This is a genomic window from Pseudomonas sp. NPDC088368 (assembly GCF_044753445.1).
GTDB lineage: Bacteria > Pseudomonadota > Gammaproteobacteria > Pseudomonadales > Pseudomonadaceae > Aquipseudomonas > Aquipseudomonas bambusae.
On the sequence record NZ_JBIVNG010000008.1, the window covers coordinates 30,459 to 51,283 of the forward strand.

18 protein-coding genes and 1 pseudogene are annotated in these 20,825 nt (G+C 62.8%); 7 read left to right on the plus strand and 12 right to left on the minus strand.

Translation table 11 applies throughout. The features are described 5' to 3' along the window. Nucleotides 1-426 precede the first annotated feature (426 nt). The 12 genes from sctU to sctW form a co-directional block, all read right to left on the minus strand. Complete coding sequence (sctU, locus tag ACIQAL_RS18250; protein WP_401147936.1) at nt 427-1,503, minus strand: type III secretion system export apparatus subunit SctU; 1,077 nt, start codon at nt 1,501-1,503, stop codon at nt 427-429. A gap of 28 nt (nt 1,504-1,531) precedes the next feature. Next, a complete protein-coding gene (sctT, locus tag ACIQAL_RS18255) occupies nt 1,532-2,326 on the minus strand; it encodes a type III secretion system export apparatus subunit SctT (protein WP_166594322.1) in 795 nt (264 codons plus the stop codon). Next, nucleotides 2,327-2,593, minus strand: a complete 267-nt coding sequence (gene sctS, locus ACIQAL_RS18260; RefSeq protein WP_166594323.1) for a type III secretion system export apparatus subunit SctS — start codon at nt 2,591-2,593, stop codon at nt 2,327-2,329. An 8-nt stretch (nt 2,594-2,601) separates the two neighbouring features. Further along, on the minus strand, nt 2,602-3,255 hold the full coding sequence (gene sctR / locus ACIQAL_RS18265) for a type III secretion system export apparatus subunit SctR (protein ID WP_401147940.1): 654 nt from the start codon (nt 3,253-3,255) through the stop codon (nt 2,602-2,604). Further along, nucleotides 3,252-3,689 (minus strand): FliM/FliN family flagellar motor switch protein, encoded by a 438-nt coding sequence (locus tag ACIQAL_RS18270; RefSeq protein ID WP_401147942.1) that lies wholly within the window; start codon nt 3,687-3,689, stop codon nt 3,252-3,254. Before ACIQAL_RS18270 ends, sctR begins: the two co-directional genes overlap by 4 nt. After that, entirely contained in the window at nt 3,679-4,401 is a 723-nt protein-coding gene (locus tag ACIQAL_RS18275; protein ID WP_401147944.1) for a type III secretion system protein, read from the minus strand. The genes ACIQAL_RS18270 and ACIQAL_RS18275 overlap by 11 nt, the downstream gene beginning before the upstream one ends. Next, nucleotides 4,398-4,946, minus strand: coding sequence for a type III secretion system HrpP C-terminal domain-containing protein (locus tag ACIQAL_RS18280; RefSeq protein ID WP_401147947.1), 549 nt, complete (start codon nt 4,944-4,946; stop codon nt 4,398-4,400). The genes ACIQAL_RS18275 and ACIQAL_RS18280 overlap by 4 nt, the downstream gene beginning before the upstream one ends. Nucleotides 4,947-4,970: 24 nt before the next feature. Then, nucleotides 4,971-5,417 carry a type III secretion protein gene (locus ACIQAL_RS18285; protein ID WP_401147950.1) on the minus strand — a complete coding sequence of 149 codons (447 nt, stop codon included), beginning with the start codon at nt 5,415-5,417 and terminating at the stop codon, nt 4,971-4,973. Between the two features lie 374 nt (nt 5,418-5,791). Further along, nucleotides 5,792-7,141, minus strand: a complete 1,350-nt coding sequence (locus tag ACIQAL_RS18290; RefSeq protein WP_401147952.1) for a FliI/YscN family ATPase — start codon at nt 7,139-7,141, stop codon at nt 5,792-5,794. Next, on the minus strand, nt 7,138-8,148 hold the full coding sequence (gene sctD / locus ACIQAL_RS18295) for a type III secretion system inner membrane ring subunit SctD (RefSeq protein WP_401147954.1): 1,011 nt from the start codon (nt 8,146-8,148) through the stop codon (nt 7,138-7,140). Before sctD ends, ACIQAL_RS18290 begins: the two co-directional genes overlap by 4 nt. A gap of 18 nt (nt 8,149-8,166) precedes the next feature. Further along, the gene (gene sctV, locus ACIQAL_RS18300) at nt 8,167-10,260 is read right to left on the minus strand and encodes a type III secretion system export apparatus subunit SctV (RefSeq protein WP_401147957.1); all 2,094 of its coding nucleotides are present in this window, start codon (nt 10,258-10,260) and stop codon (nt 8,167-8,169) included. Next, nucleotides 10,260-11,372: a type III secretion system gatekeeper subunit SctW gene (gene sctW, locus ACIQAL_RS18305; RefSeq protein ID WP_401147959.1), complete on the minus strand. Its 1,113-nt coding sequence runs from the start codon at nt 11,370-11,372 to the stop codon at nt 10,260-10,262. Before sctW ends, sctV begins: the two co-directional genes overlap by 1 nt. A 244-nt stretch (nt 11,373-11,616) precedes the next feature. On the opposite strand from sctW, the gene ACIQAL_RS18310 reads away from it, so the two are divergent. From ACIQAL_RS18310 to ACIQAL_RS18340, 7 genes and pseudogenes are all read left to right on the plus strand, one after another. Further along, complete coding sequence (locus ACIQAL_RS18310; RefSeq protein WP_401147962.1) at nt 11,617-12,171, plus strand: RNA polymerase sigma factor; 555 nt, start codon at nt 11,617-11,619, stop codon at nt 12,169-12,171. 699 nt (nt 12,172-12,870) lie between these two features. After that, a complete protein-coding gene (locus tag ACIQAL_RS18315; protein ID WP_401147964.1) occupies nt 12,871-15,225 on the plus strand; it encodes a type III effector HrpK domain-containing protein in 2,355 nt (784 codons plus the stop codon). A gap of 173 nt (nt 15,226-15,398) precedes the next feature. After that, complete coding sequence (locus tag ACIQAL_RS18320; protein ID WP_401148581.1) at nt 15,399-16,238, plus strand: transglycosylase SLT domain-containing protein; 840 nt, start codon at nt 15,399-15,401, stop codon at nt 16,236-16,238. Nucleotides 16,239-16,323: 85 nt separating this feature from the next. After that, nucleotides 16,324-17,799, plus strand: coding sequence for a type III effector (locus tag ACIQAL_RS18325; protein ID WP_401147967.1), 1,476 nt, complete (start codon nt 16,324-16,326; stop codon nt 17,797-17,799). Between the two features lie 1,153 nt (nt 17,800-18,952). Beyond that, a pseudogene (locus ACIQAL_RS18330) lies at nt 18,953-19,321 on the plus strand (phage infection protein); the annotation flags it as partial. 312 nt (nt 19,322-19,633) lie between these two features. Continuing rightward, nucleotides 19,634-20,032 (plus strand): RidA family protein, encoded by a 399-nt coding sequence (locus tag ACIQAL_RS18335; RefSeq protein WP_401147968.1) that lies wholly within the window; start codon nt 19,634-19,636, stop codon nt 20,030-20,032. Between the two features lie 103 nt (nt 20,033-20,135). Beyond that, on the plus strand, nt 20,136-20,822 hold the full coding sequence (locus ACIQAL_RS18340; RefSeq protein WP_401147971.1) for a RibD family protein: 687 nt from the start codon (nt 20,136-20,138) through the stop codon (nt 20,820-20,822). Nucleotides 20,823-20,825: the final 3 nt, after the last annotated feature.

Here is a 20,825-nt window from a genome sequence, read left to right on the forward strand (position 1 = left end):
CCGCAGGCCGTGGGAGTGCCGGGGTGGCGCTCCACCTTGCCTACGATCTGCCGCGCAGCGGCAGTAAACCCTTACGCCCGCGATCTGCCTGACCCAGCGCATGCACCGGATTTGCCATCGCTGCGCAATGGATCGTAGGCAAGCCAACTCCCACGCCTTTGGCAGAAGCGGGCTGTGACACGGTTCAAGCTTTTGATGCTGGCCGCAGGCCGTGGGAGTGCCGGGGTGGCGCTCCACCTTGCCTACGATCTGCCGCGCAGCGGCAGTAAACCCTTACGCCCGCGATCTGCCTGACCCGCCGCATGCACCGGATTTGCCATCGCTGCGCAATGGATCGTAGGCAAGGTGGAACGTCACCCCGGCACTCCCACGCCTCCGGCAGAAGCAGATCGCGGCGCGGTTAGGCTTTTGATGCTGGCCGAAGGATCAATCCTCCTCAATCCGAATCACCTCGTCCGTCACTTCTTCCAGTTGCCGCACGACCTGATAAATGTGCGCCACGGCCAGGAGCGTCGGGCGGGGGATGTGTTTGCCGGGTTTGACCTTGTACAGCGTTCGCGCCAGCCAGATGCTTTGCACCACCGGAATCCCGGCTTTCTTCGCTCGGGCGATGAGGGCCAGGGCGTCGTCGTCTTCGCCTTTGCAATGAATCAGCGGTAACGGCGTTTTTCCCGGCCGGTAGTACAGCGCGACGGCGTAGTGGGTCGGGTTGACCACGAGCATGTCGGCATCTTCCACGGGTTTCGGCGGCGTGGTCGGGGCCTGGTTCAGCAGTTCGTGGGCCAGTTGCCGACGATGGCCTTTGACGTGGGGATCGCCCTCGGACTGTTTGTATTCCTTCTTGATGTCCTCATGGCTCATGCGCAGCTTTTTCGCGTGGAAATACTTCTGCAACGCGAAGTCCACGATGCCGATCACCACCAGCAGCCCCAAGGTGGCGCGGAGGATGTGGCGGAACAGCTGCAACAGCGAATGCCAGTAGGTCGTCAGGTCAGTGTTGGACAGCAGGATCAACGCCCCCAACGACGGCTTGACCACTGCGTACAGCGTCGCGGCAATCGCCACCGCCTTGAGAATGCTGAGTAGCAGTGTCGTCAGGCTCTGGGCCGAGAACATCTGCTTGGCGTGGGCAAACGGGTTGAGCTTGTTGAGGTCGATCTTCAAGGCCTTGGGCGCGAACAGAAAGCCGATCTGCATCCAGCTCCCCACCAGCCGCATCAGCACCGCGATGCCGACGCTGCTGAGGATGAAGCCGACCAGCACCGAGGCGCCTTCGCTGGCCACCTGTTCGAGGGTGTGCAGGTAGGGTTTGCCGATCCCCTGAAACGACAGCGACAGCAAATGCAGCAGCCGCGCCACGCTTTCATCGGCCAACCCCAGCGTGACCTCGCTGACCACCAGCAGCACCAGCAGTTTGCTCAGGTCCTGACTCTGCCCGACCTGGCCTTTCTCCCGGGCGTCGCGCAGCTGTTTGGGCGTGGCTTTTTCGGTTTTTTCGCTCATCGACTGCCCCTGTTTATCGGCTGCGCGCTCACGGCACCGGCACCAATTGCGTCAGCAAATGCTTGAGATCGGCCAGTTGCAGAATCTGGCCGTTGCCCAGTTCCAACAGGGTCGGCAGGTAGATCAGCAGAAACGCGATGCCCGCCATGCTCTTCGCCGGCATGGCCAGAATCGACACGTTCAGCTGCTGCGCGTACAGGCCGATGATCGCCAGCGCCGCTTCGATCAGCAGCAACAGGCCAATGAACGGCGCGGCGTAGAGCATCATGTGTTGCAGCGTCTGGTTGAGCTGTTCGAGAAACACGTCCAGCCCTTCGACCGTCATGCCCGGCAGCCACGCGGTGGGCGGCCAGACCTGGTAGCTGTCCCAGATCACCTGGGTGATCAGCGACAGGCCGCCCGACAGGATCACCAGCATGATCAGGGTTTCCTGAAACAGCTCGCCCAAGGGGGTTGCGTCAGGCCCGAGGGCCGGGTTCAACTGCCCGCCACTCAAGGCGCCGCGCTGGCTGTCGAGTAAGGCGCCGACCGAGGCGAACATCCAGAAGGGCGCGTACAGCAGCAGGCCGAGCAGGGTGCCCAGCACCGCTTCCTTGAGCAGCAGCGCGCCGATGGAAAACCAGTCGTTTTCAAAGGACGACAGCGCGCGGCTGATGGCGGGCGCCGGGACCATCGACACCACCAGCACCACGGCATAGCGCAGCGGGCCCTTGAGGTATTTGAAGCAGAACGCCGGGACCAGAATCATGCACGGCAACAGGCGCGCCGCTGCCAGGCCCATGCCCAGCATCAATTCAAACAGCCCTTGCGCGTCGAAGGGCATCTAGTGCATGCCCCCGGAACGGGCGATCAGGTCGAATGACATGTTAATGAACTGAATCAGTTCGACACCGATCCAGCGCCCGGTCATGGCCAGGGTCAGGCCGACCGCCGCCAGTTTGATGCCGAAGGGCAGGGTCTGGTCCTGAATCTGCATCAGGGCCTGTACCAGCGACGTCATCACCCCCACCAGTACAGCCACGCCCAGCGGCGGCGCGGTGAGGATCACCACCAGAAACATGCCCTGCTTGAACAACGCCAACGCTTCCATGGGCCGCCTCACATGTACGAATAAAAGAGACTGTCGAGCAGGCGTGTCCAGCCTTGCACCAGCACGAAGAGCAACAGTTTCAGCGGCAGGGAAATGGTCATCGGCGAGACCATCTGCATGCCCAGCGCGAGCAGCAGGTTGGAGACGATCAGGTCGATGACGATGAAGGGGATGTAGATCAGAAAGCCGATCTGAAACCCGGCCTGCAATTCCGACAGCACGAACGCCGGGACTGCCAGCAGCAGGTCATTTTTAGTCGCCTGATCAGCCATTTCCTTGGGCCACATGCGTTGGGTGTTGTCCAGCAGGTGGGCGCTGACGTCGGGGTCGGTGTTGCGGGTCATGAAGCGTTGCAGCGGCTCGATCACCGTGCTGGCGCTGGCCTGCAGCTTGTCGGTGCTGCCCATTTCCAGCGGGTGCTCATGAATCCGCTGCTGAATCTCGTGGGCCACCGGGGCCATGACAAACATCGTGGCGGCCAGGGCGATGCCGTACATCGCCATGTTCGGTGGCACCTGCTGCACGCCAATGGCGTTACGGGTGATCAGCAGGGTCATGGCGATTTTCAGAAAGGCCGTGCAGACGATCAGCAGGAACGGAATCAGCGACAGGGCGCCGAGAAACAGCGCCAGCATGACCGGGTTCATCCCGTCCATGATCATGCGGGCGACGCCATGCGGGTGATGTGCAGGCCGAGGCGGCCGTCGACGTCCACCAATTCACCTTCGGCCACCACGCGGTCGCCGTGGCACAACGTCGCGTAGCCGGGGGCGATGCCGCTGACTTCCAGCACCGTGCCTGCCGCGATCCGGCGCAGGTCGCCGAGTGTGAGGTCGAGGTGGCCGCAGCGCAGGGTCAAGGCCATGGGCAGGTGATCGAGCGGATCGAGTGTGTGTTGCGGCTGGGATTCGGCGGCCTGGGCGCTAAGCGGGTCGTCGAACGGGGCGTCGGCGGGGTGCGCCCAATCCGTTTCAGCGGGGTCTTCGTGGAGGGGTTGCCCGTGGTCTTCGTAGCCGTCGTCAGCCACGGGGGAAACGCCCTGATCCTCGTCGGTCAGGGTGTCCAGCTCTTCGTCGTAGAGCGCTTCATTGGCCATGTTCCAGGGTTTCCTCGTGGCTGAGCCGTACATACAGCTGGCGTTGGTCGCTGTCGGTGTGCACTGCCCATTGCCGTCCGCCGAGGTTCAGGCGGCCTTGGCCGTTGCTGTCGAAATGGCTCAGCGTGGGCAGCAGCACGTCACCGGGCTGCAGTGACGCGAGCTGCGACAGGCTCAGCGACAGCTCGCCCAATTCCAGCGGCTGTCGAATCGGCCATTGCTCGTCCAGCGCTTGCCGATGCCGGTGCCAGTCAGCGCGTTGCAGCACGCGGAGCAAGACGTCGGCAGTGGCGCGCATCACCCCGTGCAGGGATTGATCGCCCAATTGCAGCTGAATTCGACAAGTCACGGCGGCGGTTGGCAGTGCAGTGTCAGTGCTGAGTGGCACAAGGGGCGAAAGCAGTTCCGCGATGACCGGACTGAATCGCTGATTCAATACCTGCCAGTACCACGGCTGAGGGTCGCCAGAGAGGGTGACCGGCAACTCGCCGAGCAGGCTGAGCAGGGCATCGGCGTCGCTCAGGCCCAGCGTACCGAGGGCACTGTCGAACCAGGCCAGTGAGTGAGGCTCGGTGATATCGGACGTCATCGGGCGCAGGGTCAGTTCGCCCGGCAGGCCTTGAGCGCTGAAGGCCAGCGTGGCCCCGGCGCCAAGTTGGCGACTGAAGTGCGCGGCGTGAGGATCGATCTGGCGGAAAGTCAGGGCGTTCATGCAGGCAGTTCCTCGTGAAAAGACAGGTCGACGTCATGACCCAGTGCGTCGGCCAGTGCAGTTTCACAGGCCCGTTGGTGGGGCTGGACGCGCTTGAGCACGCCTTTTCGGGCAAAGCCCAGTTCGACGTTCCAGTGGTTGTCGCGTTTGTTGGCGTTGACCTGGACCTTGCCCAGCGTCGGCATCAGCAGCGTCACGCTGAACGGGCCGTCGGGTTGGGCGGGCAGGCGCTCGGCGAGTTCGTGGATCAATTGGGTGGGCACGCCTTCGCTCGGGGGCAACACGCTGAAACCGCTGCCACCGAAGCCTGAATGATCGGGTTCTTCGCTCACGGGCGGGACCAGCAGTTGCGAGAAAAACAGGCCGTCGGCGTTCAGCGCGTCGTTGGAGTTGGACTGAGGCCATGCCGTGGTGGGGCGACTGACATCGGATCGGCGGGCGCCATTCAGCGTGAGGCGGTCGGCCAGCGTGGACGGTTCAGGTGACGCCGGACGCTGCGCAGGTTGTGCAGCTGGGCGAGGGGGCGCTTTGATCGGTGCGTTCATCGGGCTCAACCTTATCGTTGAAAATCAGCTCTGTTCGTTGACGGCTTCGGCGAGGCAGGCCAGTTTTTCCACGGCCCTTTGGGCGGCCTTCGCCGCGGCCATCGCCTCGGTGATCCGTTGGCGCTGGTCGTCGATGCCCAGTTTTTGCCGCTCCACGTCCTGACGGATATAGGCCAGGCGGTCGAGCATGCGGTGTTCCTTTTCGTGCCAGCGGTCGAGGTCGTTCAAGGGCATGGCTTTGTTCAGGTTGACCTCGCTCAACACCTGACGCCGCTCCCGCTGATTGACCCGCTCCTGGCTCAACACCTCGCGGGTTTCCTGCAATTGCACCTGCATCGCCTCCAACGCCTGCTGCGCCTGACGCTGCGCCCGCTCGGCAGTCGCCTGACGGTGCTGCCGCAACGGCGTCAGCACGCCGATCACCTGTTCCATCGCCAGGCGTTGCGGGTCAGTTTCGAGTTCTTCTTCCATTGGCGATACTCCAGCAGTCAGGCCCGGACCAATCAGTTGAAACGCGATTCCCAGTGGGAGCGAATTCATTCGCGAAGCGGTGTTTCAGGCGACGAAGCACTGTCGTCTGTGCCTGCCCATTCGCGAATGAATTCGCTCCCACAGGTGTTGTGTGCAGCCAGTTGAAACGTGTCGATTTCGGGTGCTTTTTCGATCAATCAGACTCCAGCAGTCATGCCCGGGCCGACGGGTTAAAACACGGTTCCCTGTGGGAGCGAATTCATTCGCGAAGCGGTGTTTCAGGCGATGAAGCACTGTCGTCTGTGCCTGCCCATTCGCGAATGAATTCGCTCCCACAGGTGTTGTGTGCAGTCAGTTGCAACGGCACGTTCACCTCACTCCGGCAACTGCGACGTCAGCTGCATCAACGCGTCAAGCGTCTCCTGCAACGGCACCGGCTCGCGCAAATCCTGGCGCAGGAAGGCGTTGATCGGTTCGTTCAGCTGCACCGCGCAATCGGTCACGGGGTCGCCGCCAGGCTGGTATTCGCCGAGGCGCAGGAGCATTTCCACCTGTTTGTACGCCGCCATGAGCCGCCGCAGCCGGTTGTTCGCCTGCTGGTGTTCGCGGCCAGTCACGTTGCTGAGAATCCGGCTGATGCTGGCTTGCACGTCAATCGCGGGGTAGTGGCCGCGTTCGGCCAGTTTGCGCGACAGCACGATGTGGCCGTCCAGCAGCGAGCGCACTTCATCGGCCACCGGGTCGTTCATCGAATCCTGTTCGATCAGCACCGTGTACAGCGCAGTAATCGATCCCCGTTCGCTCATCCCGGCCCGTTCCACCAGACGCGGCAACAGCGTGTACACCGACGGCGGCAAGCCACCCCGGCCCAACGGTTCGCCCGCCGCGATGCCGATTTCCCGTTGGGCCCGGGCGAAACGCGTCAGAGAGTCCAACAGCAACAGCACCTTCATGCCGCGCTCGCGGTAGGCCTCGGCGATGGCGGTCGCGGTGAACGCCGCACGGGCCCGCTCCATGCTGGAACGGTCGGATGTAGCGCACACCAGCACCGAGCGGCTGCGCAACGTAGCGTCCAGTTCGTGATCCAGAAATTCGCGCAATTCCCGACCCCGTTCACCGATCAGGCCGAAGACGATCACGTCGCAATCCATGTTGCGCGCCAGTTCGGCCATCAGCGTGGTCTTGCCGCACCCGGCCCCGGCGAACAGCCCGACGCGCTGACCTTCGCCCAGCAGAATCGCGCTGTCGATCGCCCGTACGCCGGTGGGCAACGCGTTGGTGATCCGTGGGCGCTGGGTGGGTGGCAGGGCGTCGGCGATCACCGGCAGCGTCACCCGACGATCACCGGGACCGGCAAAAGCGCCCAACGAGTCCTCCAGCAACGGCCGGCCAAATCCGTCCAGCACGCTGCCGAGCAGGCTGTCATCGACGCCGATACGGTGGGCCATGCCGAGGGGGCGAATGTGCGCGCCGACCTGAATCCCGTCCGGCGTGCCTAAAGCGCTGAGCAACGTGCAGTCGCGGGTGAAACCGACGATTTCCGCCAGCATGGTGCTGCCGTCGGCCTTGCTGACTTCGCACAGGTCACCGACCTTGGCCGCCGGAATCTGGCACTCCAGCAAAATCCCGCTCACCGCACTCACGCGGCCGCTGACCCGCACGGCGGAAAACCCGCTCAGACGTCGGGCGTGGCCGGTTTTCCAGTGATCGAGGGCGGCGTTCACCAGTTCACCTCGTAATGCCGTTCGCCGTCGAACTGAATGCGATTGTCGTCGATGCGGGTCAGGCGCAACCCGGCCAGTTCGTCGCCGACGTACAGCCGATGCCCGTCCGCCGTGACCAGATGCGCGTGCGGCCCGGACATGATCTGCACGATGGTGAACGGCAGGCCGTTGCTGGACGTGGTGACGTTGTCGATCACGCCGATCGGCGCGTCATAACGGTCCTTGAAGCGTTGCAGCATGCGCTGATACACCACCTGCGACTCGGCTTTCAGGTTGCCGCTCAACACCAGACCTTCGGGCGTCTGCTGCACATCGACGCCACTGAGCAGGCGGTCGCTGAGCATGGTGGTGAGCTGGCGCCGGGTGTCGTCGACATTGGCCAGGTGAATACGTTTTGAAGCAGGTTCCGCGACGGGTTTCAAGGCGGGTTTTGTGGTTGCTGCGGAAGGCTTCGACGGTTGGACCATGGCGACGGCGGCCACCGTGTCCGGACTGCCGCTGCTACGGGTCAGGCTCCAGGCGCTGCCAGCAACGCCCAACAACACGCCGACGATGACCCCGGTGGTGCGGTTCAACAGCCTTGAACGCGACTCGACTTTTTCCAGCGGGGGGGCGCTGCTACGGGCGTCTGGTGCAGGGTCGGGCGGCTCGGTCACGGGCGTTTCCTGCGCGGCTTCGACCCTGGGTTGCGGGATGACAACCGGCACCGATGGCCACGCATCCTCGGCCGCCGACACGCACAGCCACACCGAACCCAGCACGAACGCGGTGTTGGGAATCAGCTCGGCGGTCGCGTGGCGATGGCCTTCCTGATCGCCGATCTGGCCCTCGGCCGCGTTCAGCACGAACCCTTCGCCCTGGCGCTTCAAGCGGCAATGCACCTGTTCGACACCCGGATCGTGCAGCGCCAGGTCCTGCTCCTCGTCCGAGCCGATCACCCATTGCTCACCCACCAGGGGCAGGGCAGCGCCTTGATGCAGGCCGGTCAACACCCGTAATTCAAACATGCGACGCTCTCCAGCCACTTACGCGGCGTACTCGTTGTCCAGCGCTTCCAGGTCTTCTTCGAGGTCGAAGCGGCCCAGCACCTTGACCTGCGCAGCGTTATTGATTTCGGCGAACGACAGCACCGGCACGTGATAGAACTCTTCCTGCAACAGCGTTCGCAGCGGGCTGCGCAGGTCCTGAGCCACGAGCAGCACAGCCCGTTCGGCGGTGCGGACCGGGAAGGCAATGTGCAGCTGCTGCACCAGCAACTGGCTGGTCTCGTTGTCCAGCGCGAAAAAGGTCTCGGTCTGGGTCTGGCGCAGGCCGTCGCGCAGGATGCCTTCGCTTTCCGGGGTCAGGACCCACACCAGCAACCCTTCGGCGCCGCAGTATTGGTGGTAGATCTGCGACTTCAGGGCGATGCGCACGTAGTCGGCCAGCACCGTCACTTCCCGTTCGTGCTGGCCGTGTTCGATGAGGGTTTCGGCGATCACCCGGATGGCCCGCAGCGGCACGCACTCCGACGCCAGACGTTGCAACACGGCGGAGAACCGCGCCAGTGGCAGCACCCGTTGCATTTCCTGAGCGAGTTCCGGCTGTTCGCTTTCCAGCCAGCCGAGGATCGCCTTGGTTTCCTGCAAACCGATGAATTGCGGGCCGCAGGACTGCAGCGCGCGCTCCATGCGCTCGATGATCAGGGTCATCGCGTCCACGCGCTCGACGTCATGGTTTTGCAGTTGCGGATCGTCATAAGGCAGCCACAGCCATTGGCCTTCCTGCCGCTCGACGCTGCCGTACACCCCGGCGTCCGGCGAGTCTTCGACCATCCGCGCATCCACCGCCACGTGGCTTTGGGTGAACGTCGCCTTGAGCAGCGGCACCTCGTAGACCGAAAAACGGAATTCATCCGCAGGCAGGTGTTCGGCCTGTTCGATGATGAAGGAGGGCAGGGTCAGGCCGTATTGCACCACCAGCCGGTTGCGGCGCTGGCGGATCTCGCTGACCAGCGCCTCGACCTGCGCCGGGTTCTGGCTAGGGTGGAATTGCAGGACGAACTGCCGGCTCGGCGAAAAGGTCCGCAAGTCTTCACGGCCGTTCATCTCCGGTGCCACGGCCACCGCCTGCACCTGTTCCGCCTGGGGTTTGGCGCGGTGCAGTTGCAGCAGGCCGCCCGTGCCACAGACGATCGAAATGACGATGAACACCGCAGTCGGCATGCCCGGCAGCGCGGCGAACCCGAGCATGGCCACGGCGGCGATGATCCACGCCTTGGGTTGGCTGGTGATCTGCTCGGCGATCTGCCGACCGATATTGGCCTCGGCGCGGTCCTCGTCCGGCACGCGGGTGATGATCATGCCGCAGGTCACGGAAATCAGCAGCGCCGGGATCTGCGCAATGAGGCCGTCGCCAATGGTCAGCACGGTGTAGACCTGCAAGGCATCGCCCGCCGTCATGTTGTGCTGGACCACGCCGATGGCGATGCCGCCGATCATGTTGATCGCGACGATGATCAGGCTGGCGATGGCGTCGCCGTTGACGAACTTCATCGCCCCGTCCATGGCGCCGAACAACTGGCTTTCCTTGCCCAGCTCAGAGCGACGTCGGCGGGCTTCATGGACGCTGATCAGGTTGGCGCGCAAATCGCTGTCGATGGACATCTGCTTGCCGGGCATGGCGTCCAGCGTGAACCGCGCGCCGACCTCCGCCACCCGCTCGGAACCCTTGGTGATCACCAGAAAGTTGACCACGGTGAGGATCAGGAAGATCACCATGCCCACCGCCAGGTTGCCACCGACCACGAACTGGCCGAAGGCTTCGACGATGTGCCCGGCGTCCTGATTGAGGAGAATCAGCCGCGTGGTGGAAATCGACAGCGCCAGGCGGAACATCGTCGTCAGCAGCAGCACGGCAGGGAAGGTCGAGAACGCCAGCGGCCGGGGCAGGTGCATGGCGAGCATGATCAGCAGGCAGGAAATACAGATGTTGATGGCGATCAGCACGTCCACCAGGCCCGTGGGCAGCGGCGTGATCATCATGAAGACGATGGCGATCACCACGAAGGCGCCGACGATTTCCGAGCGGCGCATGGCCGCGAGGGCGAGTTGGTTGAGCAGGTTGATGACACGATCCATCAGGCGAGGCCCCCTTGCTGCGGGTTCTGTTCCAGCCGAGTCAGCTCGGCCATGAGGATGAGCAGGTTGCCCAAGGCGTTCTGGCGGCTTTTCATGTCGCGCCACAGGAGAATCGGCAATTGCTGCAACATCGGCCGCAGACCGTTGAGGAACGCGAGCTGATGCTTGAGCTGTTTGCCGCCGATGTGCTGGGTCAGTTGCAGGGTTTCATTGAGGCTCATGCCTTTGGCGGACAGCGCGAGCAGGTGTTTGAGGAACGCGGCGGAATCCACCTGGACGCCGGGGTTTTTGTTGCGCATCCGCCCCAGCAGGTGTTCGCAGCTTTGCAGCAGGGTCGCGACGTGGCGCGCGGTGTTGAGGCCGTGCATCAGCGTGCGCAATTGCTGGGGCGATGTGGAGGGGGTGAGGGCGGAGAGGTCGTCGGCGAGGGCGCTGCGCATGTCCCGCAGGTTGAGTTCGAACTCGCCGGCCTGCTCCTGTTCATTGAGGAGGGCATCGATCAGGCCGGTGATATTGGGTTGACCGGAGACCGCCACGCCGTACAGGTTGCGCAGAGCACCGCGACGTTTGCTGTCGATGCCCGAGCGGGCGAAGGCCTTGGCGGTGTTGATTCCCGCACGCGTCCGCTGACCGTATTGGCGGCGCAGCAGCTTCAATTGTTGGGTCAGGACCACGTGTTCGCCCGTGGCGCCGTCCGCTTGCGCCTGCTTTCTTGCCGCCTGAAGCACCACGTGCGCCTTGGCAGGATCGCCTTCGGAAAAATCGAGAATCTGCTCAAGGCTGGCGGCTCGCTCCTTTTGCAACTGTTTGCGCATCTTGCGGGCCGCGTCGTCGAGCCCGGAATCCTGATTGCCCATCAACAGTTGATACAACTCCCCCAGCTTCGCCGCCCGAGACTGCAAGGCATTGCCGCTCGCCAACAGCTCGCGCTGACCCAGGCTGCGGCTCTGTTGCACCAGCGCCGACGCGAAACGGGCCACCTGTTGCGGCGAGGTGCCGCCGAGGTTCGGCAGGTTGGTGCGCGGGGGCATCGTGACCGTCGCCGCAGTCTTCGCGAGGGCGGGCTCAGGGGTGTGCAACGCTTGAGGAGCAGCGGGAGCGGAGATCTTCATAGGACGATTCTGAGCGTGGTCATGCGCTCTGAGTGGGACGTCCGGGGATTACGGTTCCATCGATTCCGCACAATCGGCATCTGTGCCAAAAACCGTTCGGGATTCAGTGCCTTCGCGCAAGTTTTTGCACGGATGGTTTTTGTCCTGAATTTATTGTCGTTTGAAATCAGATAGATAGCGTATTTTTGAGGCTGGCACGGCTATCGCTATAGGGCTAACACACTTCAAACAAGGAAGAGCCCTGATGTTCCCAAGCCTCGCACTGCTCGACATCGAACCTAAAAACCGCCACCAGCCGATCTCCGGCATCCGCCAATTGACGAGCGATCAGATCAAGATGATTCGTGCATTCATTCAGAAGCGCGTGATGAACCCGGATGACGTTGACGACATCTTGCAATGCACCTTTCTGGAGGCGCTGCGCAGCGAACACAAGTTCCAGAACGCGAGCAAACCGCAGACGTGGTTGTGCGGGATCGCGCTGAACCTGATCCGTAATCACTTTCGCAAAATGTATCGTCAGCCGTATCAGGAGAGCTGGGAGGACCAGACCCACACCGAGCTCGACAGCCAGGGTGACATCGGGCATCAGGTGGACGGCCACCGCCAACTGGTTCGCGTGATCAAGGCCATCGGGACCTTGCCGTCGAACATGCAGCGAGTGATCGAGGTGTCACTGGAAATGGACGGCAATTATCAGGAAACCGCGAGTTCGCTGGGGGTGCCGATTGGCACGGTGCGTTCGCGCCTGTCCCGTGCCAGGGAGCAGTTGAAGCGTCAGATGGACCCGTTCAGTTGAGGCCGATCTTCTTCAGCCAGGCTCAGCGTTGGCCGAGCGCAGCCGAAACGGCCAGACCGTTTCAGATGTGCTCGGAAACGGTGGCAGCGTTGACCAGGTCGTACAGGGCGAAGGCGCGGTTAACCAGGAAAACGGTGACGGCGGTGAGGGCAACGGCATTGATCAAGTGGATAGTCATGGTCGTGAATCCTGTAGAGAAGATCGTAAGGGAGGTAAGCGATGGAGGCGATGTTACGCGAGGCCCGAAAAACCTGAAGACAATCGCTTTCATGGTGGACATCAATGGGATTGATAAGGGCGGCGGGAGGCTCTAGCGCTTGTGTTTCAAGGGGCTGGGCCGGTGTTGATTTAGATTCTGGCTATGTGGGATGGGCTTGGCGCAATCCGCTTCTGGCCAAAGGCCGTGGGAGTTGGCTTGCCTACGATCTGCCGCGCAGCGGCAGTAAAACCAATCGCCTCGGTTCTGTCAGACAGACCGCATGCGCTGAATTTCCGACTGCTGCGCAGCCGATCGTAGGCAAGCCAACTCCCACGGCCTACGGCCAGAACCGAGCACGTTGCCCGATGGAATCCCGCCAGAAACAGGATCGGCGTAAACCAAGGCTGACGGGAAAATGAAACAACCTGAAACATTTCCCGGAACCGACCTGCATTCGGGACCACACAGTTGCCATCCTTCATTCCCGGATGGCGACTCCCATGCGTATTTCGAACAGCCCCTACAGCGGTATCGCACCTCAGTCCGACAGCGGCGAGTCGGCTCAATCCCTGCCACTGGCAAAATCAGCCAGCACGTTGCTGAGTCAGGGCGCGAACCCCAACGTCCAGTTCGGCGCGGCAACGGCGCAGCCTTCCGGCGACATCGCGGCCACTGAAAAGCAATTGCTGACCCTGCTGTTGCAGCTGTTCAAGGGCAGTGCCCAAGCCCCGCAGACACCGCAAACCTCGCCCCAAGGCACGCCGGCCAACACGTCATCGTCAGCCTCATCCTCGGCCAACACGCCCACACAAGCGCCGGCCAGCGCCAACAAACCCAACGCCGTCACCGACGTCAGCACCTCGACGCCCGTTGATGCCAGTACATCCGCCGACCAGCCCAAATCCACCGAAGCCAGCTTCCTCGACGACTCGAAATACTCGTCGCCCAAGGAGCTGGAGCGTTGGGCGCCGATGGTCGCCAACTTGCCGCCGGACCAGCGCGAGCAGGCCGCCAAGGAGCTGAACCGGCCCATCGCGGCCGCGCGCATGGCCGCTGAAAAAGGCCCCGATGCAGCCAAGGCCATGGACTTCATCAACGCCAACCCGGCGCTGAAAACCGCCGTGGACACCGGCAAACACGGCGGCAAGGCCGACGGCAAGATCACGGACGGCGATCTCAAGGCCTTCGCGAAGAACATGCAAAAGGCCGCCGACAGCGCCGACAAAGACATTTCGAATTACCAGAAAGACCACCCGGACGCCGATCCGCAATCGATGGAGCTGGTGCGCAGCGCCGCCCTGATGCGCGCCAACGAACCGCTGACCAAGGCCGCCGACCCCAAGCACGCGGCGGGCACGGACGGCGAAACCAAAGTCGACGGGCTGACCAGCGCCGACGGTTTGAAAGCCCTGCAGAGCGACAACCCCGGTCTGGCCGGACCGCTCAAACAGGCGGCCAAGACCTGGTCGCAGCCGGGCTTCCTGACCCAGATCGACCAGGGCGGTCTGGAAGGGCGGTCGCTGGCGGCCCACAGCCCCGACAAGCTGTTCAGCGCCAGCAACATCAGCGACTGGATCAAGAAACAGGCGCCCACCAACGGCGGTGAATTCGCCAGCGTTTTGAGCGACGCCGCGACCCTCAATTCGGTCGCCAACACCGACATCAGCAAGCTGGGCAAGGACGTCTTCGACAACCCTTCGGCCTACACCGGCGAGCAAAAGGCTGCGGTGATGGTCAAGCTGCAACAGACCCGGCAAAGCGTCGTGGCGGGGGAAGACCTGCGCAAGACCGGTAAGACCGAAGACGCGCTGAACGAGAAAATCGGCCAGTTGCAGGCCGACCCCGACGTGCAAGCCTTCCTCGATCAGCAGATCCCGCAACAGTCGCGCAACCTGGTCAACAGCACGCCGAGCCTGCAAAAGGCCGTCCACGAGCAGATGCAGAAGGTCAACAGCGGTGAGGCCTTGCAGACTGATTTGAACACCGCCGACAAGGCCACCAGCAAGGACAAACCCAACGCCGATTACAGCAGTGCCCTCGGCGGATTGTCCGCGCAGCTGCAAATGCAACAGGACTTGCTGGGGCCGAACGCTAACGTGCCCACCGCGCAACAGGTGCTGGGCCAACGCCCGGACCTGCAAGGCAAAGTTCAGGACTCGTACGTCAGTAATTTCAGCGAAGGCGGCGCGGTCAAGCAGCTGCTGAACCAGAAGAAAGCCGACGGCGAACAAGCCCTCAACAGCGCCGACGCGCAGAAAGCCGCCTACGACAGCGTGTTGCCGCAGGATTTCGTGCAGGGCCAGCAACAGAACTACGTGCAGTCCACCTTCGCCCAGCTTCAGGACTCCAAACCCGGCCGCAAGATGCTTGACGAAGCGAGCAAGGGTGACAAGGACCATGCGCCGTCCCAGGTCGCGAAAATGGCCTCCCACATGGGCCCGGCTGCCTTCCAGTCCATCGCAGGCTTCGCCTCCGTCTCCGACATGCTGGCCCGTGGCGACAAGACCGATGCCGCCAAGACGATTTACGACAGCACCAAATCAGGCCTGTCAGCCGCCAAGCAAGGCTACGACGCGGTGGCGAAATCCGCCGGGCGCGCGGGGTTGGGTGAAGTGGCGGCGAAAGTCGGCGGGCGCGTCGCTGGCATGGTCGTCGGTGAAGCCGCCGGGATGGCCGCCGGGGCCGCCATTGGCGCCTCGATTCCGGTGGTCGGCTGGATCGCCGACGCCGCCATGAGCCTGGGTTTCGGGATCTCCGCGATCATCGAAGCCGTGAAGAAGCACAAGGCGCAGAAAGCCTTCGACCACAACGTCGACCCGGTCCTGGACCAGTTCGGCATTCCGAAGGCCCATTGATTCTTCCCTGACCTGAAACGAGGTAAACGATCATGAACATGAGTGTTTCGTCGCATCGCCCCCTGCAGGACCTGAACACGCCCACGGATTTTTCCTCACTGAGCGGCAAATCCGGCCAGCACAACGGCCTTGGCAGCAGTGGCAGCGGCAACCAGGCCATCGACCCCAGCGCGTTGCTGTTCGCCAGCCCGACGCAGTCCCAGGTCAATTTCGCGCCGCCCAACAGCCAGGACCCGCAGGTGGACGCCAGCAACCCGGCCTCCAGCACCGACCAACAGGCCGGGGTGGTCCAGCAGATCATGAGCCTGCTGATGCAATTGATGCAGATGCTCATGCAGAACAACCCCAACAGCCCGTCCAACGCGCAAAACCTCGCGGCGCAGAACCCGGCCAGTGGCAGCGGAAGCGGTGCCGGCAGCGGCGCAGTGGACGGGGCGGGTTCGGGCGCAGGTTCGGGCGAGGGCGCGTCGGGTGCAGAGGGCGCTGGGGCTCCAACGAGCAACGCCGCCAGCGCGGTGCCGGGCGATACGTCGCTCACCGGTTCAGGCGATCTGCACCTGCCCAAGCAGCTCGAACCGTACCGCAACGACATCATGGACGCCTCGAACGCCACGGGCGTTCCGCCAAGCGTGCTGGCCGGGCAGATCTGGGCGGAGTCCCGTGGCCAGTTGGGCCAGGACACCACCAACGTCAACGGCAAGACCGATGCGGGCCTGATGCAGGTCAACGCCGATACCTTCGCCGGTCTGAAAAAGGAAAACCCCGACCTGCTGGGCAACGCCGACGTGAACAACGCCCACGACAACATCATGGCGGGCGCGCTGTACATGCGCGATCAGAAAGAGGCGTTCGGCGACTGGGGTTCCGCGCTGCGGGCCTACAACTCCGGCCCGGACAAGGTCAGCAAGGGTGACCTGGCCAACGCAGGCGGCGTGGGCGATCCCGACTACGTCAACAACGTCATGAACTTCGCGAAGATCATCGAAAGCGGTCAGGGGCAATTGCCCGGCTGATCGGTGACTCGCTCAAGGGCCGGGTGACGGGCGGGTGTGTGCCCGTCGCGCCGTCTGGCTCGCCCATCAACAAGAGGTGTTAACCATGAATGGAATCCAGAGAACCCCCCAAGGCGCTCAGCCGGTCGCCAGCACGTCGGCGAACACCGTCAACGACACCGACGCAGGGCATGGCGCGGGGCGGGTTGCCGCGTTGTCTCCGGCGCTGGTGCAAGCGGAAGTCACGCTGATCGCCGATTACCTGAAACAGCACGTTTTTTCTGCCCATTACCAGAATTTGAAAACGGCCCCTCCCGGCGCCAGCCAAGAGGCGCTGGATGACATCAACCAACATAACGAAGGCGTGACCCGGCATAACGCGCAGCTCAACGACATCGCCACCAGCCGTGCCCGCGTGTTGCAGCAGGAGGGCGAAACCCTGAGCGACATCGCCGACACCCTGGCCAAGGGCGAGAAGTTCGACCGGCTGGCGACCCACACATCCAGCGCGTTCCGTGCGATTCCGTTTGCGGCTGCGACGGCGTTGCAGTACGCCCGCCCCGAGATCAACAAGGGCGACTGGCTGCCGACGCCACTCAAACCTCTGACGCCGCTGATTTCCGGAGCGCTGTCCGGGGTCATGGATCAGGTGGGCACCGGGGTGATGAACCGGGTCACCGGCGACAATCAATTCCTCAAGACCACGCCTGACAAGCTGCATGATGCAATGGCGACCTCCCAGCGGCTGCACGCACCGGGGCTGGTCAGGCAGAGCGTCGACATGGGCGTGGCGATTCAAGGTTACACCGCCCGCAACGCAGCGCGTACGGTCATGGCCACCGCGCTGGCGGGGCATCCCAAGGCACAAGGCGCGATGGACACCGCGATCTCCACGGTCGGCGGACTCGGGGCGAATGCTGTATTCGGCAACCGGTTGCAAGCCACGGAACACCGTGACCATCAGCGCGGTGGGGCCTATGTGTTCGGCCGTAAAGACGCCGAGGCCAAGCCGTTGGACGAAGAAACCGAATGGCTCGACGCCTATAAGGGCATCAAGAACGCCAGCTATTCGGGCGCGGCGGTCAATGCGGGCAAACGCCTCGCGGGCATGCCTATCGACATCCTGACCGACAGCAGCAAAGCCGTGCGCAGCCTGGTCTCGGCGACGAGCCTGACCCAGAACGGGCTGGCGTTGGCGGGCGGGTTCGCGGGGGTAGGCAAGTTGCAGGAGCTGGCGACTAAAAACCTCAGTAATCCTTATGCGAAGACCGTTGTCAGCCAGTTGACCAACACGGCTGCATCGGCCGCCGTGTTTGCTGGCTGGACCACCGCAGGTGTGATGACCGATCCGGCCACCCAAGGCGCCGAGGCCTTCCTGCAAAACACCGTTAAAGGTGCGACTTCCACCTCGGCGTCGTTTGTGGGCGACAAGAGCGTGGCCGGCGCCAAAGCCGTGGGCCGCGGTGCCTCCGAAACCGTGTCCACAACCGGCGCGGCCTTGCGGGCGCAGTACGAGAATCATGTGCGGCGTCGTGAACGGGAGCGGGATGTTGAGGGGGAAGGGGGGATGGAGATGACCTGAGGAGGCTTCGAGTTTTGAGCTGCGAGCTGCAAGAAAGAGCAGGATTGACGCACTTCATGGGCTTTTGATTCTGCCCGGAAGCGCGCGATGTATGCGCTGACAGTCGGGCTTGCGCAACCCGCCTCTGCCGAAGGCGTGGGAGTCGGCTTGCCTACGATCGGTCCGGGGTCGCGCTCGACCGCAGCAGTAGCAAAACCTGCACGGGTTGTGTCAGGCAAACAGTGTTGTCCGGGTTTACTGCCGCTTCGCGCCAGATCGCGAGCAAGCAACGCTCCTACGCCTTCGGCAGAAGCAAATCGCGGCGCGGGCAACGCTTTTGATTTTGGACTAACGCCTACGGCTTCCGGCCAGACTCAAAAGCGCGCGTCTTATCGTTAATCGTTGAGCCGTTAGTTCTTTTCCGCCTGCACTTGTTTGGCGCATCAACTTAAGGCCTTCATAACTCGAAAGACTGTTAATACCCCTTAAGACTTGCACAATCGTGCTTTTATTTAAGCCCACAGAACTAATAGCACACCGCCCACTCGAAGCGTTTAATGGCAGATAGTTTGCCATCGGGCGGATGAAGCTTCGTGGTTGAGGCACACGCCCGAAATCAGGACTAACCTGAGCAGACGCGGGCGTTCGCCGTTGATACCGACTGTCCAGTCAAACGCCGCTCGCTGGCTGCACAGGCCATCCATGCAAGTCAGGAAATGTAGACCGTCCTTATTTGGGGACACCGTTTTTATTGTCGAAGACATTCACTGGCCGGGCGCTTCGCCCGCCTCGACAGACATGACACTTGGAGCAATCGGCGATGAATAAGCAATGGGTTTGGGGCCTGACGGTTTCCGTGCTGGCTTTGGGTGTGTCCACCGCGTATGCGGCGTCCGATGTAACCACTGGCAAGGCCGTGGCGGAATACGGCTCCGAGAAAGTCGGCCCGAACCGAACGGCGTCCGATGGCAGCGACCATGTCGGGGCGAATGCAACGGCTTCAGATGGCGCGGATCACGTGGGCGCCAATGCCACCGCTTCCGACGGTTCTGATCGCGTCGGTGCAAACCGCGTAGCGGCTGACGGTGCTGATCGTGTCGGTGCCAATCGCGTAGCGGCTGATGGCGCCGATCATGTGGGCGCAAATTCCGTTGCTGCTGATGGCGCTGATCGTGTGGGTGCAAATCGCGTAGCGGCTGATGGCGCCGATCGTGTGGGTGCGAATCGCGTAGCGGCTGACGGTGCTGATCGTGTCGGGGCCAATCGCGTAGCGGCTGACGGTGCTGATCATGTGGGCGCAAATTCCGTTGCTGCTGATGGTGCTGATCGTGTGGGTGCAAATCGCGTAGCGGCTGATGGCGCTGATCGTGTGGGTGCCAACCGAGTAGCGGCTGACGGTGCGGATCGTGTAGGTGCGAATCGCGTAGCGGCTGACGGTGCGGATCATGTGGGTGCGAATTCAGTGGCCGCTGACGGCGCTGATCGTGTGGGTGCCAACCGAGTAGCCGCCGACGGCGCGGATCGTGTAGGCGCGAATCGGGTCGCTGCCGACGGCGCCGATCACGTCGGCGCCAACGCTGTCGCTGCGAACGGCCAGCCTGAACGCGGTCTCGCATCCGATGGCGCGGACAAGGTCGGCGCCTCCCGCGTGGCGGCTCAGGATGAGAAGAAACTGGACCACATGAACTTCCGCGAAGTGGCCGGTGAGATGGATTACGACAAACTTACCCGGTAAGGGTCACGTAAAAGGGAAGACCGCCCCGGCTCGCCGGTGGCGGTTTTTTTTTGCCTGCGCTGCACACGCGTTCTTACTCGACGGCATAATCGCGCGTTCTTTCAAAGAGGAAACCGCCCGATGACTGACCGTACGCTGATTGTTCCCGACACCATGACATCCATCGTTGAACGTGCCGGTTATGCGCCCGCTGTGAGCGTTGGCGACACGTTGTACTGTGCCGGACAAGTCGGCAGAACCGCCGATCTCAAGGTGATCGACGACCCGGAACAACAGTTCATCGCTGCCTGGGACAACCTGCGCCAGGTGCTCGAAGCGGGAGGCTGCACGTTCGAGGACATCGTCGACATGACCACCTACCACGTGAACATGTCGCAGCACATGCCGGTGTTTCGTGACGTGAAAAACCGGCTCTTTCCTCGGGGCCTGTGCGCCTGGACCTGCATCGGCGTGAGCGAACTGGCGCACCCCGGCATCCTCGTGGAAATCAAATGCGTGGCGGTGCGGCGTCGGGCTTGATCAATGGGCGGTATGACAGCGGGCCGCTCGTGGAGGATGGGCTGAACTAACGCTACGCCTTCCGGGTCGGTTTTACATCGCTCATCCATTGCTGGAGTCTGCCATGCAGCCCTATGTCATTTGCCACATGATGTCGTCCCTCGACGGCCGCGCGCTCACCGACGGCTGGGACCGCGCTTTCAAGAAGTCCGCGGGCGACCTCTACGAAACGCTGGCCCAGACCTTCGAATTCGATGCCTGGATCTGCGGGCGCGTGACCATGCAGGAAATCGCCCACGATGACGGTTATCCGAAAGGCTTGGCGAAGGGCACGATTCCCCGCACCGATCACTTCGTCGAGCGACAAGCCGACACCTATGCCATTTCCATCGACCCCCACGGCAAAGTGGGCTGGAAGAAAAATGAGGCGCTGGGTTCTCACGTGGTCGAAGTGCTCACCGAAGGCGTCTCGGACGATTACCTCGCGTACCTGCAATCCGTGGGTGTTTCGTACCTGTTTGCGGGAAAAACCGAAATCGATCTCCAGCACGTGGTGGACGTGTTAAGCAGAGAACTGGGCTGCAAACGGCTGATCGTCGAGGGCGGCCCTCACGTCAGCGGCTCGTTCGTCAACGCCGGTCTGGTGGACGAAGTGAGCGTGCTGATTCTGCCGCTGGTGGACGGTCGTGGCGAACACCCCGCGTCATTCGAGGTGTCGCCCGACGCCTGGAAACAGCCCGCGCACCTAAAGCTGTCGTCTGCCGAGGTCCAAGAGGGCGGCGCTGTGTGGCTGCGTTACACCAGGGCCTGATGG